This is a genomic window from Idiomarina sp. (assembly GCF_019431395.1).
GTDB lineage: Bacteria > Pseudomonadota > Gammaproteobacteria > Enterobacterales > Alteromonadaceae > Idiomarina.
Genome location: NZ_CP080268.1, coordinates 2,133,577 through 2,150,670, shown reverse-complemented (window position 1 = coordinate 2,150,670; position 17,094 = coordinate 2,133,577). Strand labels below are relative to the sequence as shown.

19 protein-coding genes are annotated in these 17,094 nt (G+C 48.0%); 5 read left to right on the top strand and 14 right to left on the bottom strand.

Translation table 11 applies throughout. The features are described from left to right. Positions 1-2 precede the first annotated feature (2 nt). From KZ771_RS10405 to yjjG, 3 genes are read left to right on the top strand one after another with little or no spacing between them, the layout of a single operon-like run. Entirely contained in the window at positions 3-581 is a 579-nt protein-coding gene (locus KZ771_RS10405; protein WP_290654837.1) for a uracil-DNA glycosylase family protein, read from the top strand. Between the two features lie 4 nt (positions 582-585). Then, positions 586-1,104: a DUF2937 family protein gene (locus KZ771_RS10400; RefSeq protein WP_290653344.1), complete on the top strand. Its 519-nt coding sequence runs from the start codon at positions 586-588 to the stop codon at positions 1,102-1,104. A 42-nt stretch (positions 1,105-1,146) separates the two neighbouring features. Continuing rightward, complete coding sequence (yjjG, locus tag KZ771_RS10395; RefSeq protein WP_290569727.1) at positions 1,147-1,830, top strand: pyrimidine 5'-nucleotidase; 684 nt, start codon at positions 1,147-1,149, stop codon at positions 1,828-1,830. Between the two features lie 12 nt (positions 1,831-1,842). On the opposite strand, the gene KZ771_RS10390 is transcribed toward yjjG, so the two are convergent. Next, complete coding sequence (locus KZ771_RS10390) at positions 1,843-2,304, bottom strand: isoprenylcysteine carboxylmethyltransferase family protein (RefSeq protein WP_290653342.1); 462 nt, start codon at positions 2,302-2,304, stop codon at positions 1,843-1,845. Positions 2,305-2,317: 13 nt separating this feature from the next. Between KZ771_RS10390 and KZ771_RS10385 the strand changes: the two genes are divergently transcribed. Next, positions 2,318-2,857, top strand: a complete 540-nt coding sequence (locus KZ771_RS10385; protein WP_290653340.1) for a DUF1415 domain-containing protein — start codon at positions 2,318-2,320, stop codon at positions 2,855-2,857. Here KZ771_RS10385 and KZ771_RS10380 read toward each other — a convergent pair. Next, complete coding sequence (locus KZ771_RS10380; RefSeq protein WP_290653338.1) at positions 2,840-3,886, bottom strand: phospholipase A; 1,047 nt, start codon at positions 3,884-3,886, stop codon at positions 2,840-2,842. The genes KZ771_RS10385 and KZ771_RS10380 overlap by 18 nt on opposite strands. Before the next feature lie 211 nt (positions 3,887-4,097). On the opposite strand from KZ771_RS10380, the gene KZ771_RS10375 reads away from it, so the two are divergent. Further along, positions 4,098-6,785, top strand: coding sequence for an EAL domain-containing protein (locus tag KZ771_RS10375; RefSeq protein ID WP_290653336.1), 2,688 nt, complete (start codon positions 4,098-4,100; stop codon positions 6,783-6,785). Here the strand turns inward: KZ771_RS10375 and KZ771_RS10370 are convergent. The 12 genes from KZ771_RS10370 to KZ771_RS10315 form a co-directional block, all read right to left on the bottom strand. Then, positions 6,782-7,963 (bottom strand): NAD(P)/FAD-dependent oxidoreductase, encoded by a 1,182-nt coding sequence (locus tag KZ771_RS10370; protein WP_290653334.1) that lies wholly within the window; start codon positions 7,961-7,963, stop codon positions 6,782-6,784. The genes KZ771_RS10375 and KZ771_RS10370 overlap by 4 nt on opposite strands. A gap of 5 nt (positions 7,964-7,968) precedes the next feature. After that, positions 7,969-8,448 (bottom strand): peroxiredoxin, encoded by a 480-nt coding sequence (locus tag KZ771_RS10365; protein ID WP_290653332.1) that lies wholly within the window; start codon positions 8,446-8,448, stop codon positions 7,969-7,971. Beyond that, on the bottom strand, positions 8,445-9,116 hold the full coding sequence (locus KZ771_RS10360; protein WP_290653330.1) for a class I SAM-dependent methyltransferase: 672 nt from the start codon (positions 9,114-9,116) through the stop codon (positions 8,445-8,447). The genes KZ771_RS10365 and KZ771_RS10360 overlap by 4 nt, the downstream gene beginning before the upstream one ends. Further along, a complete protein-coding gene (locus KZ771_RS10355) occupies positions 9,116-9,556 on the bottom strand; it encodes a GNAT family N-acetyltransferase (RefSeq protein WP_290653327.1) in 441 nt (146 codons plus the stop codon). The genes KZ771_RS10360 and KZ771_RS10355 overlap by 1 nt, the downstream gene beginning before the upstream one ends. Next, on the bottom strand, positions 9,553-10,434 hold the full coding sequence (locus KZ771_RS10350; RefSeq protein ID WP_133539998.1) for a Dam family site-specific DNA-(adenine-N6)-methyltransferase: 882 nt from the start codon (positions 10,432-10,434) through the stop codon (positions 9,553-9,555). Before KZ771_RS10350 ends, KZ771_RS10355 begins: the two co-directional genes overlap by 4 nt. Before the next feature lie 57 nt (positions 10,435-10,491). Continuing rightward, on the bottom strand, positions 10,492-11,961 hold the full coding sequence (locus tag KZ771_RS10345; RefSeq protein ID WP_290653326.1) for an AAA family ATPase: 1,470 nt from the start codon (positions 11,959-11,961) through the stop codon (positions 10,492-10,494). A gap of 22 nt (positions 11,962-11,983) precedes the next feature. Beyond that, entirely contained in the window at positions 11,984-13,054 is a 1,071-nt protein-coding gene (gene aroB / locus KZ771_RS10340) for a 3-dehydroquinate synthase (RefSeq protein WP_290653324.1), read from the bottom strand. 21 nt (positions 13,055-13,075) lie between these two features. Further along, positions 13,076-13,606, bottom strand: coding sequence for a shikimate kinase AroK (gene aroK, locus KZ771_RS10335; protein ID WP_133540001.1), 531 nt, complete (start codon positions 13,604-13,606; stop codon positions 13,076-13,078). Positions 13,607-13,726: 120 nt separating this feature from the next. Next, positions 13,727-15,010: a type IV pilus secretin PilQ gene (gene pilQ / locus KZ771_RS10330; RefSeq protein ID WP_290653322.1), complete on the bottom strand. Its 1,284-nt coding sequence runs from the start codon at positions 15,008-15,010 to the stop codon at positions 13,727-13,729. An 8-nt stretch (positions 15,011-15,018) separates the two neighbouring features. Beyond that, positions 15,019-15,801 carry a hypothetical protein gene (locus tag KZ771_RS10325; RefSeq protein ID WP_290653320.1) on the bottom strand — a complete coding sequence of 261 codons (783 nt, stop codon included), beginning with the start codon at positions 15,799-15,801 and terminating at the stop codon, positions 15,019-15,021. After that, positions 15,798-16,307: a hypothetical protein gene (locus KZ771_RS10320; RefSeq protein ID WP_290653318.1), complete on the bottom strand. Its 510-nt coding sequence runs from the start codon at positions 16,305-16,307 to the stop codon at positions 15,798-15,800. Before KZ771_RS10320 ends, KZ771_RS10325 begins: the two co-directional genes overlap by 4 nt. Continuing rightward, positions 16,295-17,074: a hypothetical protein gene (locus KZ771_RS10315; RefSeq protein WP_290653316.1), complete on the bottom strand. Its 780-nt coding sequence runs from the start codon at positions 17,072-17,074 to the stop codon at positions 16,295-16,297. The genes KZ771_RS10320 and KZ771_RS10315 overlap by 13 nt, the downstream gene beginning before the upstream one ends. Positions 17,075-17,094: the final 20 nt, after the last annotated feature.

Sequence of the window (17,094 nt, the reverse complement as noted above, 5' to 3'; positions counted from 1 at the left end):
CTATCAGCTGGCACCAATTACTGACCGACATTCGAGCTTGTCAGCTCTGTGATAAACACCTGCCGTTGGGTGCCCGGCCGGTTGTTCAATTTCATCCTAATGCGCGCATTCTGATTGCCGGACAGGCACCAGGCCGCCGGGTACATGAGTCAGGTAAGCCATTTGATGATCCGAGCGGCGACCGATTGCGCGACTGGATGGGTGTAGATAAAGCCGACTTTTACGATCCTCAGCAGTTGGCTATTGTGCCCATGGGCTTTTGCTATCCTGGTACCGGCAAATCCGGTGACTTACCGCCGCGTAAGGAATGTGCGGATACCTGGCGTGCGTCCATACTCGCTGAGCTGCCAAATCTTGAGCTTATTTTAGCTATAGGCCAATACGCCCAGCAATGGCATGTAAAGACAACGACCAGGCAAACATTAACCCAGCGCGTAAAAGATTGGCAAATGCACCTGGAACAGGGAGTTTTGCCATTGCCACACCCCAGCCCGCGTAATAATCTATGGTTACGTAAAAACCCCTGGTTTGAAGTCGAGGTTTTGCCCGAACTTAAGCAGCGCATTGCGCAATTGAGGTGACACTATGCGGGTGTTCTATTCTTATCTGCGCCTGATTACTTTTATTTCTGGCGTGCTTATTGGTGTGCAGGTTCCGCACTTTGTCGACCAATATGGTAAAGCACTTCAGTCGCATGCAATCGAGTCACAGCAAGCACTTGATGAATTTCAGCAAGAAGCAGACCGTTATTTTAATGGCGATATCGAACAGCTAATAGCCTATTACCGAGAATCAGATGATCAGGTGTTTAGCGAGGGTGGTGATAGCATAGATGCTATTTACCAACGTCATCAGCAGTTACAACAAGCGTTATCTAACTATCAACAGGGACTGCGGTCCGCCTACTGGCAAACCTTCGTTGGTCCGCAAACGGATATTCGAAGCGAAGTGGTGACAAGTTACACTTATGCCATTCAGCTGACACCGCATGCGATGGCCATTGGTTTGATTTTAGGGCTTCTCGTGGCTGTGATAATGGAATCTTTGCTGCGTTTACTGTTATTACCTCTGCGAAAGAAGCAAACGGGAGAACAACATGGATAAATTTATGGAAGCCGCATTGGCTGAGGCAAAAAAGGAGTAGTTATGCCATACGATTGGGTTGTCTTTGACGCCGACGAAACCTTGTTTAGCTTTGATGCACGAAAAGGTCTGGAAACCCTGTTTGGGCGTTATGAATTAGACTTTAATGATGCTGTTTTTAGCCAATTTAAAACCGTCAACGCGCCGCTATGGCAAGGCTTTCAGCAAGGTAAGCTACAAGCTAAAGACATCAAGCAACGACGTTTTGTGCCCTGGGAACCTCACTTTGGTAAGCCCTCAGAAGCAATAAATTTGGAATTTATGCAGTGCATGGCCGACGTTAGCGAAACCATTGAAGGCACACGCAGGTTGCTGGATACCCTGCACGGCAATACTCGCATGGGTATTATCACCAATGGCTTCACCGAGCTGCAACAAGAACGCCTGCAAAAAACACAAACAGATAAGTACTTTGAGTTTTTGGTGGTTTCAGAAGAAGTTGGAATGGCTAAACCCGATCCGGAAATCTTCCACCATACCCACAGAAACCACATTAACGAGTCAGTCCCAGCCGAGCGAATTCTGATGGTCGGTGACAATCCGCACTCCGATATTCTCGGCGGTATCAACGCCGGCTGGCATACGTGCTGGTTTAAACGCGGCGATGATGCTGATAACAGCAATATCGAAGCTAATCACACGATAACTCACTTAGATGAGCTAACCGCGCTACTGGCAAATAGTTGAGTCCGTCCACGACTAAAGCCATCGGTTCGCTTTGCTGCGGTAGTCTTGGTAGGCTTGGCCGAATTTCTCGGTTAAAATGCGCTCTTCGGGTTTTATCTGAAACGCATTCATATAGAACATGTAAGCCGGTAAGCCAAACAAGGCCGCCATGTTGCCCAGATACAATCCCCAGCCCAGTAGCATAAATGCAAAACCCAGGTACATCGGGTTGCGGGTGACACGATAGATGCCGGTGGTTACGATGGTAGAGGTTTTTTCGGGGTTAGATGGATGTACCGTTGTTTGGGCCCGCCGAAAACTAATCGCCGCTACCAGTGGCAGAATGACACCCAGTATCGCTACAGCAAGCGAGATCCAATTGGGTAGAGGCCCAAACTGCACTTGCGGGAACAATGGCGCGACTAATAACATCAAGCCGGCGACTAGCACGACGATAATCACCGGTGGTATTTTGAGCTCGAGCGCTTTCATCATTTAGGAGTCTTTTGTGTTGAGCGATGCTGTGATTATTAGCCAAACCGAGGCTTGGGTGCAACGGCTGATTGTTAAATACAATATCTGTCCGTTTGCACGCAAGGAATTAGAGCAGCAAACCGTCCGTTATGTTGTTTTTAACGATACGCAGTTCGAAGCGACACTGGATAAATTGATTAACGAATGCCGTTACCTGGATGAGAACCCGGGCACAGAAACCACCTTGCTAATACTGCCAACGTTTAAAAATTTCGACGATTTTCTTGATTTAATTGCGGTAGCGGAGCGGCTATTAGCCATGAGCGGCTATGAAGGCGTTTACCAGCTGGCGCACTTCCACCCTGACTACTGTTTTGAAGGTGAAGCGGTTGACGACCCTGCCAATTACACTAACCGGTCACCGCATCCAACCTTGCACGTTCTGCGAGAAGAATCGATGGCACAGGCGCTTGCGCAAACCGATAGCCCTGAGGCAATCCCCGAGCGTAATATTGAGTTCGCACGTCGTAAAGGCGCACAATTCTTTGAGGCTATTTTAAAGGATATTGTTTAGCGCAATGCCTACACCAAAGCGAGTTTGCTTGTGGTTGTAGTCAATCAGGCTCTCGCCGTATCCGGTGAATAAGCTGGTGTAGCCGGTAAATTTACCCCACAGCGGGAAGGTCCAGTTAATTTCTGCCGACCCGCGGCCCGTGTCTATGGCATGCCGGATGCGGAAAATATATTCAAAGTCACCGTCATTATATGCGGTGGAGAATTCGTAATTGCCGACGTAATCCTCAATATTTGGGTTGTCGTCACCACTAGACTGCAAGGGGTCTTCTTTTGCGTCCTCTTGTAAACGCACCCAGGGTTTGAGTGAAAATACCCAATCACCGTTTTCTACTACAAATTGAGCGTAAAACCGGTTCCAGCTGCGCGATAAAGGCTGGCTGCGTCCGTTAGAGAGATGTTCCGCACCAAATGCTATTGCTGTATTGGTGCCAAAAGGATGCCACCCGGTCGGTGTTGCGTACACAAACTCGGGCATATAATTGGTTTCCCGGAAAGGCTTAGAAATTTCATCAGAGTATACCTGCCACCAGGATTGTACTGTGAAGCCAAAAAAGAGGCGGTCATTTTCAAATAATAAACTGTCTTTAATTAGCGGTACTTTAAAGCTTAACTGAACTTTAGCTTCGAGATCTTCAAGATTTTGTTCGTAACCTTCAACGTCTGCGTATTGCAGACGGTTAATGTTGTTGCTTGTTAGCACTGGCAGTATGTAATTACGTCGATGAGGCGTTAGTACATAGGGATCGAATTCAGTCAGTTGCTCACTGCGCATTCGCTCGGTTAGTGCCCCCGGCTTATCTTCCACCGCATCGACCTGAACTACCTCTTCGCTGTCTGTAGAGTTCTCGACTCGAGCGAGCGATTTTTCGCACCAGGCTTTAATCTCCGCTACGGTAACATCCTCATCGGCACTTTGGAGCCGTTCAAGCAAACACTGCTGTTGTTCGTTTTGTTGGGCGTAAACATTTGAAGAGACTAATGCGAGTGTCCCTAGAACGGCGGAGAGGTAAAGACGGGTTAGGCTCATTAAGTCATCCTTGTAGCAAATCGGTGCAGTTAAGTAATAAGTTTACCAAGCCTAAGCTTGGTGTCTATCGACTAATACGTTGCGGTAAACGCATTGTGATCATTTTACGTAAGTTTTACTTTAACGTTATGCTATGCTCCGCGATTAATTGAACGGTACAAAAGATAAGGTAGGTAACGCGTTGCTGAACATCCGGCAAATCAAAACTACGATGATTCGTTTATTTGACCAGTTACCGCTTTACGTGCGCTTTGGGTTGGCTTTTCTATTGCCCGTATTAGTCATTGCCTGGGTTACTGCCAGTAACATTCTCCAATTAAGCACGTCGGTGAGTCAAATTGACCGCTTGAAAAGCAACCTCGCGTTGACTGTTGATGCAGGGCAGTTAGTTGGCAACTTGCAGGATGAGCGAGGCTATAGTGTTCTGCGGCTAAAAACGGGAGCTGCTGCCTTCGGGCAGCGTTTACAACAGAGCCAACAGCGCACTGATACTGTTTTAGCCGCTTTAGAACAACGTCTTGAAAGTACCACCCCGGCGCATCGACAAAGCGCCACCTACAAAAACTTATCTGAAATTCTGCGCGACCTGTCACAACTAAAAGAAATACGTAGTCAGATCACTACAGCGACGATAAACAGCAACGAAGTCATCGCGTTTTACAGCAAGCCGATAGCCGCTTTTAATGACCAAATTAGTCGATTATCACGGGATGTTTCAGCTCCCCGGTTTGCGCGGCAATTGAATGCGTATTTTATCCTCAACCGGTTACGCGAGTTACTTGGTCAGGAGCGCGCTTTGCTTGGTGTCGCTATCGCTGAGCAACAATTAAATTCGATTGATTTGCGCGATCTTGTTTATTTGGCAGGTCGACAAAAGAGTTTATTGGTAGGGCTACAAAATCAGACACAGCTGGCAGACGTGATCAATTTACAGTCAGTGGCAACAAACTTGCGAGAGCAGATACTGGAGTCGGAAAATCCGCAAGCATTATTAAGCCAGACCAACTTAGAGAACTGGTATCAACGCCAATCGCAACTGATCGCGCAAGTGAAGCAAGTAGAAAAGCAGATTATCGCTAACTTAGAGCAACAATCAGCGGCACAGTATACTGCAGCAAAAGGCGAGTTGTGGCGTTATGCTGTTATTTCGCCACTTGCATTAGTTGTCAGTCTGTTCCTCGCTTTACTTATTTTGCGCTTTGTAAAACGTCGTCTAGTGCTGTCAGACAAGGTGTTTAACCACAGTCATGATCGTATAACCGTAAGTGATGCAGACGGACGTATCGTTGACGTTAACCCTGCTTTTTCGCGAATGACCGGTTACAGCAAGCAAGAAGTGCTGGGGAAAAACCCGCGATTTTTACAATCCGGACGCCAGGACAAGGCGTTCTACAAAGCTATGTGGGATCGTATCCTGCGTGAGGGCTATTGGCAGGGAGAGCTGTGGAACCGTCGCAAGGACGGCGAACTATACGCGGAACAATCGTCAATTAGCGCCATTCGTAATGAGCATGGCACGATACAGAACTTCATTTCGGTTTCTTCAGATGTTACCGAGCGCGCTGAAGCTCATCAGCGAGAACTAGAACATCAGGCCTATCATGATGCTTTGACCGGACTACCGAATCTCATGCTGGTGCGGGACCGCCTGGAGCATGCAATTAATTTAGCTAACCGAGATACCAAATCGGTGGTTGTGGCGTCGCTGGATATTGATAACTTTAAAGCAATTAATGCCCGTTTTGGTCATGTCATCGGTGATAAAACAATCGAGTGTATGGCTAGTCGGCTTAATCATTTGCTACGCAGCGGGGACACTCTGGGGCGAGTCACCGGCGATGAATTTATCTTCATTCTGGAGGGCCACTCCGATACTTCAGTAATCAATAATTTGCTTGAGCGTATCCGTGAGGAAACTTCAGCGCCAATGTCTATTGATGGTCGAACTTTGCAAATTACCGCGAGTATTGGCGCGACCGCTTATCCTAATGACAAACACGATGCGGACACTTTGATTCGCCATGCGACTCAGGCCCTGCATATGGCTAAGCGTAAAGGTCGTGACCAGGTTAATTGGTTTGATGCGGAGCGCGAGCGTGAACAAACTCAGTTAACTCAACTGATCAAAAAGCTCCGTCGTGCAATGGAACACAAAGAACTGATTTTGTATTACCAACCCAAGGTTGATATGAAACGGTGTCAAGTTGTTGGCGTTGAAGCCCTGCTGCGTTGGCAGAAAGCGGATGGCACACTGGTACCGCCGGGCGACTTTTTACCTCACATAGAGCAGCATCCTTTTTCGATAGAGGTTGGTGACTTCGTGATTGAACAAGCATTAACGCAAATGGAAGCATGGCGTAAGGCCGGCTTGAAGCTGCCGGTAAGCGTTAATGTCAGTGCGTTGCAGTTACTAGACCAGCGGTTTGTTGAAGCGTTAGTGACACATTTACGCAATCATCCCAAGGTCGAGCCCGCTGACTTTGAAATAGAAATTCTTGAAAGTGCGGCTATTGGCAAGATCAACGAAGCTGCAAAAGTAATTGAACGCTGTAAAGCGCTTGGCGTGAGTGTTTCATTAGACGATTTTGGTACCGGATATGCCGCTCTGGACTACCTAAAAAGATTACCTGCGCAAACATTAAAAATTGATCAAAGCTTTGTGCGCGATATGCAGGGCGACGATACCGACATGACTATTGTAAAAGGTATCATGGGTTTAGCGGATGCTTTTGGCTTTAACGTGATTGCAGAGGGTGTGGAAACCCCCGACCAGGGTCGTCTTCTGGTCGCTTTGGGCTGCGATATAGGCCAGGGCTACGGCATTGCCAGGCCTATGCCGGCAACGGATGTACACGATTGGGTAAATAAATGGGAGTGCCCACAGGCCTGGCGTTTTTAAAGCGCTTCCGCTGCGGCATAGGCACTGGCCCAGGCCCATTGAAAGTTATAGCCACCGAGCCAGCCGGTAACGTCTACTACTTCGCCAATAAAGTACAGCCCGGGCTGTAACTTGCTCTCCATCGTTTTAGAGCTTACTTCGTCGACATTGACACCGCCCAGAGTGACCTCTGCAGTGCGGTAGCCCTCGGTGCCGTTGGGTTTTAACTGCCAATTGTTCAGCTGGCTCGCAATTGCGTTGAACGTTGCTTTGTTGATATCTGTCAGACGTTTGTCGCCCGGCCAGTTAAACTCATCAATGAGAGCGATCGCTAATCGTTTAGGAAATGCATTTTGCAATAACGTTGATAATTGCATTTTGGGGTTATTGTGTTGACTCGACTGCAGCCAGTCCAGCGCATCAGTGTCGGGCATTAAATTAATACTGACCGGCTCGCCCGGTTGCCAGTAAGAGGAAATTTGTAGCACCGCAGGGCCACTTACGCCACGATGCGTAAACAACATAGCCTCTCGGAAGTAGCCATCACCACTGGCCGCAGTAACAGGTACGGAGATACCAGAAACTTCACCGAACCGTTGTTTTTGTTCTTCATGGAGGGTGAATGGAACCAGCCCTGCGTGCACAGGAATAATCGAGTGGCCGAACTGTTCGGCAATCTGATAACCAAATGGCGTTGCGCCAAGTTTCGGCATGGATAGACCACCGCAAGCTACCACTAATTGTTTGGCATTATAATCGCCGGCGCTGGTTGTTAATTTATAGCACTGATCGTATTCAACAGCTGCTATGTCGGTTCGTAACTGTACTTTGGCACCGTGCTCTGCGCATTCATCCAACAGCATCCTGACGATGTCTTTGGCGGAGTTATCACAGAATAACTGGCCTAAGGTTTTTTCGTGATACGGAATTTTGTAGCGATCGACCAGTGCGATAAAGTCCCACTGGGTGTAACGACTCAGGGCTGATTTACAAAAATGCGGATTGCTGGATAGATAATTTTCGGGGCTTGCGTATAAATTCGTGAAGTTGCAGCGTCCGCCTCCGGAAATAAGTATTTTTTTTCCCGCTTGTTTAGCGTGATCAAGCAGCAGTACGTTTTTGCCACGGCGGGCCGCGTTTGCTGCGCAATGCAGGCCGGCGGCACCTGCGCCAATAATAATCGTGTCGTACTGCTGCATCGGGTTTATTTCAGTTTTTCTAATACGTATTCAGCTTTGCTGACTTCGAATTGCTTGTCATCTTCTACAAACAAGTGCTCAACGACGCCATCCTCAATAACCATGGCATATCGTTTAGAGCGGATACCGCCAAACGCGCCTGTTTCTGTGGCTAAACCTAAGGCTTCGCTAAAAGCACCGTTACCATCAGATAATAACCGAACCTGATCTCCGATCCCCAAGGAATCACCCCAGGCTTTCATTACAAAAGCATCGTTTACAGCCAGGCAGTTAATGCTCTGAACCCCAGCTTTTTTAAGGGCTTCGGCATTTTCGACATAGCCTGGCAGATGCTTCTCCGAACAGGTCGGAGTAAATGCGCCGGGTACGGCGAACAGTACGTGACGTCCTTTGGCAAAAATCTCGCGCGGGTCATAATGCTGAATACCTAAGTCACCTTTACTGGTAAGCGCGCCGTTCGGAATTTGGTCATTTTCTTTAATCATTTGTCGAATCCTTGATTGATATAAATATCGAAACGATGCTTTTTACTGGTTAACTGCTGGTTTGGTTCATTACCATTCAAAAACGGTGCTGAATTAGGGCGTTTTACGACTACACGGTAACGCGCAACGCTTAAAGCCGGCTGCAACAGGTCATCGGCATCCAGGTCACTGCCAACCAGTTGCTGAAACATCTGCATATCTTTTTTAACCTGCGCCTTGCGTTTACCGGTTTTTGGATACATCGGATCCAGATAAACCACATCCGCCGCATTGTGCTCAACTTCGTTAATACTCGATACGTCCAGAAGGTTTAGCCGCTTTGCTGCTTCGCCAATAGCGTCAGACTTTGCTTGTGCGCGGGCCAGCGCGTCATTAAGCAAAGCCCGTACGTATGGCTGGCGTTCAATCAGCGATACCTGACAGCCAAAACCAGCCATCACCATAGCATCTCGTGCCAAGCCGGCGGTAGCATCGATAACAGACGGTTGACGCTTACCGGTGATTCCTATAGCGCGGGCAATGGCCTCTGATTTTAACGCACTATGCTGTGCGCGATAGGCACTTTTACCCTTATGAAAATCAATAATTAATGGCTGAAACCTGGGCTCATCTAACCAAACAAGGGCAAGACCATTATCGGTTTGTTGTAGCTCAAAGCCAACGCTCATTAACGCTCCATATCAATATGAGGAATGCCGTCTTCAAGATATTCGTCGCCGATGGGCTTAAACCCGAAGTCTTTATAAAATTGCAGTAAATAGACTTGCGCGCCAACCCGTATTGGCGCATTGCTACCGCGCTGCTCAAGATAATCAATGGCGCGTTGCATGAGTTCGCGGCCGAGCCCTGTGCGGCGCACAGACTGTGCGGTCAACACCCGTCCGATGCGGGAGTAGCTCTGGCTATCGTTAGCTTGGTATAACCTCGCATAGGCTATCATCTGGCCATCATCAGAGCGTGCAAATAAGTGCTCGGCTTGCTCGTCTTCACCGTCTGCATCTAAATACGGACAGTTTTGTTCAACAACAAAGACGTCCTGGCGTAACTTCAGCAATTGGTATAGCTGCCGCAAAGATAGTTCGTCAAAGGTACGTAAAAACCAATTCATGTGCCCACTTTCTTAATCTGTTTAGAAATTGGAATAACCTTTCCTGCTGTGGAGGCTGTTAGGGTGCCTGAATACAATGCTAACAACTCTTTTACCGGCTTCCTGCCATCAGCCTTCTGGCTAATACTCCGGGCAACGGATAATTGGCTTATCGTTGCCGGCTCATACAGCGCTCGCGTCAACGGCGTGTCGTGATTACTTATTAGTACAGGTATTTGTCTTTTACAAGCCGCTCGCAGTGCATGCCGAGCTAACTCGCTTTGGTCACCCAGTCCAAAACCACCGGTTGCATAACTGGTAAAGTTTGATGCCTGAACCAGCGGTGCATAGGGCGGATCGCAATAAATCACATCACCTTTGCGGGCGCGGCGAAAAACATGCTCAAATGAGTGACAAATAAATTTGGCTCGCTTTGCTTTTTCAGCAAAAAACTCTAATTCGGCTTCGGGAAAATAGGGCTTACGGTAATCGCCAAATGGCACATTAAATATACCTTTGCTGTTATAGCGGCAAAGTCCGTTATAACCATGGCGATTCATATATAAGAACAACAGCGAACGGTAATAAGGATCGGCACTGGCATTAAACTCTGCGCGCAGTGCGTAATAAACATCGGCTTGGTTGTTACGCGCAGTAAACAGCTTTTTGGCGTCCTGAATAAAGGTTTTGGGACGGCGTTTTACAAACTGGTACAGGGTAATGAGATCGGCATTTATGTCGTTCAGCAGATAACTTTCGTAGTCCGTATTCAAAAATACAGATCCTGCACCGACAAAGGGTTCGATGAGCTTTTTACCGTGCGGCAACTGATTTTTTATGGGATTGATAAGAGAGTACTTACCGCCCGCCCATTTTAAAAAAGCCCTGTTCTTTTTCATTTGCCGGCCTTTGGTGAATCTTAACGCTAGTGTACCCCAAAGGCCGGGTGATGAAAATTACTGTTGCACTGGTGCTGCAATTTCCGTTTGCATAGCGGCAAAGGATTTGGCCCAGGGCTCCATCTGTTGAACGGCTTGTGGCAGCTCGGAGGTGGCATCGCGTGCTTGTTGCAGCGATGCATAATCTCCGAAAATAATGACGTAACGACCATCTTCGCGTTGATAAACCGAGGTGTTGTCGGTCAGGCCATAATCATTGCGAAACTCTGTTAATAACTGCTCCGTTGTGATGATGGCAATTTGCAATGCAAAATGTTGCGGATCGGCGGCCATCACTTGATCTGTTTGTAGCGCTCGCTGAGGGGGAGCGGCAGCCGGTTCAACTGTTTCTGCTTTGGCTAGCTTGGGTTCTTTGAACAGCCCAAGCTCAAGTTCTCGCGGGTCATTATCAGCTGCAGCAACCCGGTTAAGATCATCAAGCGCTTCCCGGTAAGAGATAGCAAGATCTTCGGGCATTAGCGCTAATGACTGCTCAGCCAACGGCTCGAAACTAGGGAGCTCAACTGGTGCTTGCTGAGCCTCAGCTTTAACTGGCTCTGGAGCCGACTCAGGCGTTTCCGCAGTTGCAGGGCCTGACTGCGCCTGGCTAAACCAGTCAGACAATTGTTCTTTATTAATGAATCCGGCAACGGCCACACTGATTAACATGGCAATCGCAATTATGTAGCGAAGCCTTATTCCGCGGCCTTTATTTTGCACGCGCGTTTGGCTTAACTTGACGTGGTCATCATCTGGTTCGTCAATAGCAGAATCTGCCGGTGCAGTATCTTCTTTGTAGCGTTGGGCTTGGGTTGCCAGCGCCAGTTGCAATCGTTGCTGGATTTCGCCCGGATAACCGTTAATGGTGCTCAGGAACTGATGAATACGATCAAAATTCCATAGCCGCTGAAGTCTTTCGGGCAGCAAGACCTGGACAAACCGCACCTGCTCATCTTTATTCAGCGGTTGTACCTCAACCATAACCGGGCCTTGTAACCGCAGGTGAGGCGCAGGCTTTTGTTGATACGCCCAACGGCTGTCGGCAGCGATAACAATACTGACTTTTTGACCGACTGCGGACAGTTGGTTAATGGCAGCAACGCATTCGGCTAAAAAGCTCTCGCTGAGTTGTTCGCCGTTATCGATCACAATGACGGCGTGTTTTAACGGTGTTTGGCGTTGGATTTGTCGACTCAGCGTTTCGTCACTTAAGCTGATAGTGCCAAATAATTGGTTTAATATTTGCGCGCGGAGACGGTCGGGTGTAGAGCGTTCGTTGACAGTAATAAACGCGCACTCAGCATAGTTAGATGCTTGTTCCAGGAACAGTTCCGCTATGGTTGTCTTACCCGAACCATCACTGCCATGCAGCATAATCACCGTGTCAGTTTGCTGACAGTGATGATGTATCTGGTCAATAATCTGCTGTTGAGATGTTTTAACTTTTACCGGAGCGGCAACAATCTGTTGTTGAGCCAAAGCTTGCATAACTGTTTTCCTGTCTGATGCGTTAGCAACATTCAGTGATCACAGCAGCTACCGTTTCGTGTTCGATGTTACTGACTACCTCAGCGGAACCAATCGCTGTTGGCAGGATAAAGTGCAGTTTTCCGTCTTTAACTTTTTTGTCACGCTGCATATAGCTTAACCAGTCTTGCCAGGGCATCTGCGGCGCTTTTATTGGCAAGCCCAGCTGGTTGAGCAGGTCGACTACGCGACGGAAATCTGACGACGATAGCTTTTGTGTCACTTCCGACAGTTTAGATGCAATAACAGTGCCAGCTGCAACAGCTTCGCCATGAGTCCATTCGCCATAGTGAGTTGCCGCCTCTATTGCGTGACCAAAGGTATGACCCAGATTCAGCAGCGCTCTTATGCCAGATTCGCGTTCATCGGCAGCCACAACTTCCGCTTTTATGGCGCAGGAACGCTCGATTGCGTAGGTTAATGCAGCGGTGTCCCGGTTGCGCAACTCAGCTACATGGTCTTCCAGCCAATGAAAGAACTCCGCGTCGTAGATGACGCCGTACTTGACCACCTCGGCCAAGCCGCTGCGATAATTTCGTGCGCTGAGGGTTTGTAAGCAGTCAGTGTCAATGAGCACTGCCAGCGGTTGGTAAAAGGCGCCAATAAGATTTTTACCCAGCGGATGATTGATGGCCGTTTTACCACCAACGGAAGAGTCGACCTGTGCTAACAGAGTGGTTGGTATTTGATAAAAATCCACCCCGCGCTGATAGGTTGATGCAACAAAGCCGGCTAAGTCACCGACAACCCCGCCCCCAAGGGCAATGATCGCACAATCGCGATTAAAGCCGGCACTGATTAACTGTTGCATGATGTCGGCGTAGGTTGTGAGGCTTTTGTACTCTTCCCCATCCTGCATGTTAAACACTTCGACATGATGCGAATGCAACACGCTCAAAAGAGGCTGCAAATAGTGTTCTGCGACCGTGGGGTTGGTGACGATAAGTATTTGGCGCGGGCTGCCGGGAAAAAGGTTTGCTGCTGATCTCAGCGCCTTCGGGCTAATATCAATTGGGTAGCTGCGCTCTGCGAGCTTGACGGTTACTTTTGCCATGCGCAGCTCCGTTTGATGGTTTTAACCTAAGCCGTTAACACCAAGTTTTTCGACAATCTCGTTGACGACGACTTTCGCGCTTTGCTCATCAGTTCGAACGGTGATGTCAGCGATTTCTTCGTAAAGAGGATTGCGAACTTCGGCCAGCTCTTCCAATACCTTGCGCGGGTCATCCGCCTCGGCGATAAGCGGGCGTCGTTTATCGCGCTGCGTACGGGCCAGTTGTTTTTCTATTGTCGTTTCAAGATAAACCACCACGCCGCGAGCCGATAATCGATTACGACTCTCTTTGCTCATGATGGAGCCACCACCGGTTGCCAGGACAATGCCCATGTGCTCAGTTAGGTCCTCGATGACTTTCTCTTCTCTTACACGAAAGCCTTCTTCCCCCTCCAGCTCAAATACCCAGCTGATGTCTGCACCGGTTCGGCGTTCAATTTCTGTGTCAGAATCATAGAAATCTAGATGGAGTTGTCTGGCAATTTGACGACCAATAGTACTTTTGCCGGCGCCCATAGGGCCGACAAGAAAAATATTACGTTTCTCAGCCATATTCCTGCTTACATCACTGTTTAAATTAGCTGTAACTCACGAATCCGGAGTGTCTAGAGACGTCCCCCAACCCAACGAAAAGAAGCGCGATTATCGCAATTCACCAGCGTTTTAGCAACTCTATTCGGAGCCCTCTAAAATTGTGGGTGTTACGAAGATAACAAGCTCACGCTTCTGCTGTTGTTGACGCTGGTGTTTGAACAAGCTGCCGACTAGCGGCAACGAGGATAAAATTGGGACGCCGGAGTCGTCCTTCAACTCCAGTGTTTGAAAAATCCCGCCGAGCACGATGGTTTCGCCGTTTTTTACCAACACTTGTGTCCCCATCTCCTGGGTATCAATGGCTACAGCTGGTCCGGTCGGTGTGCTAACAGTATCGCCGCGGGTGTTTTGGGTAATAGTCAAGTCAAGTAGAACGTGGTTATTGGGTGTGATTTTAGGAGTAACCCGTAAGCCCATTACCGCTTTTTTAAATTGTACGGCGGTTGCCCCTGATGCAGCGCTCTCAACATAAGGAATTTCGGTCCCTTGTTCTATAAAGGCAGGTTGTTGATTAGCCGTGAAAATCTTCGGGCTCGCTATGATCTCACCTTTATTCTCGTGCTCTAGTGCGGTGAGCTCTAAATCCAGAAGCAGATCGTCACTCAGGCGCGCAACGTTAAGACCAACTGTTGCGTGAGGTTGAACAACCGGTGCACTAATTTGCATGCCATGAATAAAATTCGTGTCATCAACTGTTGTGGCTTCTAGCCCCGAGGATGAAGCGCCCCAGCGAACGCCGAACTCTTTTGCCAGGTTAGTTTTTAAGCTTACCATTCTGGCTTCGATCATGACTTGCCTTACTGGCCGGTCGAGCTCAGCAACCAACTGTTTTATTGCCTGCCGGTGTTTCTCAGTATCGTTAATAATCAGGGTATTAGTTCGTTCATCAACGGTAATAGAGCCCTGATGAGAACTTAGATTTTGTCCATTTTGAGTTATTAGCTCAGCTAGCTCATTAGCCGCAGCAAAGTTAACGCTAACAAGTTCCAGCTTTCGTTCTTCCGATTCCGAAGGGTTGTCACCGCTTTTAGAAACCCACAGTACATTGTTTTGCAGGTGGATGAAGATTCCGTGGGTTTTCGACAAGCTAGTCATAGCGTCCAGCCAGCTGACGTCCTTCAGTTTTAAGTTGGTTGAACCTGTTATATCGTCTGCGACAATAAGGTTTAACTGAAGCTGATCGGCAAGAATCTGTAGCGCCTCGCTTAAACCAACACGAGTAAGATTAAGGTTCACTTTTTGTTGGCGTTGTTGTTCGCTGAGCAAGGAGTACCAAGCATTATCCTTAGCAATACTTACTGTTGTTGCAAAAATACCGCCCAGTAACAAGGTGATAGGAGCTACCGTCCTCAGTATTGCCATAATATCCTCTATAGTTGAATGATTTTTTTTGTGGTGACATTGCAGTCTTCTGTCGGCAACAGCTGGTCAAGCTCGACGTGTTCGTCAGCAATGGTAGTGATAACCGAGGTCGGGTTATAGAACCGTTGGCCAACTGTTGTTTTGATGTACACGCCAGTGTCGGACTGCCAGTATGCGAATGATGCAGCGTGCTTAGAGGTAACGGTTGCTGCTAGCCTTAAGTCAGCCAGGTTCAGCTCGGCTTGCTGCTGTGTTACCGGTGCTTCAGGGCAGCTCACTTCCGTAATCGAAAGGTTTGCCATGATGGGCTCTAACGCTTGCTCCTGATTAGTTCTTGTAAGCTGCCAGTTAAGTCGGCCATCTTGTCCCGGCGTTTCAGAAAAACTGATAAACTGAGAGTGAAGCGCTCGCTTCCAGACACCTTTTAGCGACTGTTCTGATGTAAGCAACAACAGCTGTCGTAATTTAGCGGCTGCACCGGTAACAACTACCGAATAAGTAAACTTAGTATTATTAAGCGGCTGTAAAGTAAGCGTGAGGCCAAGCTCATCAACCCATTGACTTAGCTGCCAGATAAACTCCGTTTGGGGGCCGTCAGGGGGCGTATGAGATCTTATCATGCGCAAATTTTGGTGATGCTGCGTGAGTTGCTGGCGCCGGCTTTTAAGCTCGCTTAAAAGGCTTTTTTCAGTGGCATGAGTCATCATGTAAGCAGCAGATACAGCAATAATGACAATAGTACAGAACATGCCATAAACAATGTGTGATGTTCGCAGCCAGGGTGTGGTCATGACGCGTGCTCGATTATCGCCCGAATAACAAACTGCCTTGGCGCCGAAAACTGAACGGAAATGGATGAGTTATTGAGAAGATTTGTTAGTTGGTTTTCGAGTAACTTGACACTTTCTGTTCGTAAAAAACTGCCGCTTATTTTTACTTCACGTTTTAATCGGTGAATTGAAGAAATCTGAATTCCCTGTTGTGTCAAGTCGAGTAACTTAATGAACTCAGCTATTACCTGCGCATGAGTTTGTTGCGCAGACCGCTGGTTTGTGGCTGCGGTGGTGTCTTGTTGAAGTTCACTCACTTGTTTTGCGACTAGCTCAAAGTCGTTTAATTCAACGTTTAGCGTTGCCAGCTGTTGTTCTAGTTTTATCAGGCGCGAATTAAATGTTAGGTAATAGGCCGCCACTAAAAGTGCACAGACAGTAGCTACTGTCAGCACACGCCGATACTGCCTGCGCAACACAAGCTGAATACCGGGGCGGCGCCAATCGGCTAAATTTAATGATGCCAAGAGCTGAAGCCCCTTAATGCGTTGCCAAATAAGCTGATGGCTGCGGTTGAGCCGACTGCAGAACTAAAATCGCCCATCGACTTGGGTAGCTGCAACTCGATAGCAGTGTTCAAAAGATTTTGTGTTGTCTCGGAAAACTTTGTCTCGTCGCCAAAATAAAGGGTTAAGGGTGAGTTAGTTATAACCTCATGAAGTTCCGACTCTGCAACAAACTGCAACCTGTCTAAACAACCGTGATGACAAAACAAACAGGTGGATAAGGGATGGCTGAGTTCAACTATGAGCCACTGTTCGCAAGGGCGACTAGTAATTAATTCGCCTTGCCCTAATAAAAAATTGGTAGCTCTTAGGATGGCCTGAAAAGCGGGCTCGACAATGCTCAAGGGACCCGCGAGTTGAGCAAATAACTGTTGGCGCTTTTTGACCTGTGAGCTGTGAGCAGAAATTACGTGTGCTGAAGTAGGGTCGTACTGATAATCGAGTACTATGTCTTGTGTATAGTCAGCAGTTCCACCGTAGGTTTCATGTACGAAACTAGTTACATTGTCCGTAGCACTCGGTTGTGTAAGCCGCTGGTAGTGAGACGCTCGGTGCTCCATCACGGTCATAAGCTCGCGACAATCTAAGCCTTTATTCCAGGCGGTGTTAGCTTTCTGTTTGTGCCACTGATGGATAAAAACATTTCCTCGTTCGGTGCTTAACTGTAAATAAATTAGCTCGTTGTCAATTATGTCGACAGCGGCTAAAGCGGCTTTTGTTCGAGGCATGCGGTTCTCTTTGTAAAGGT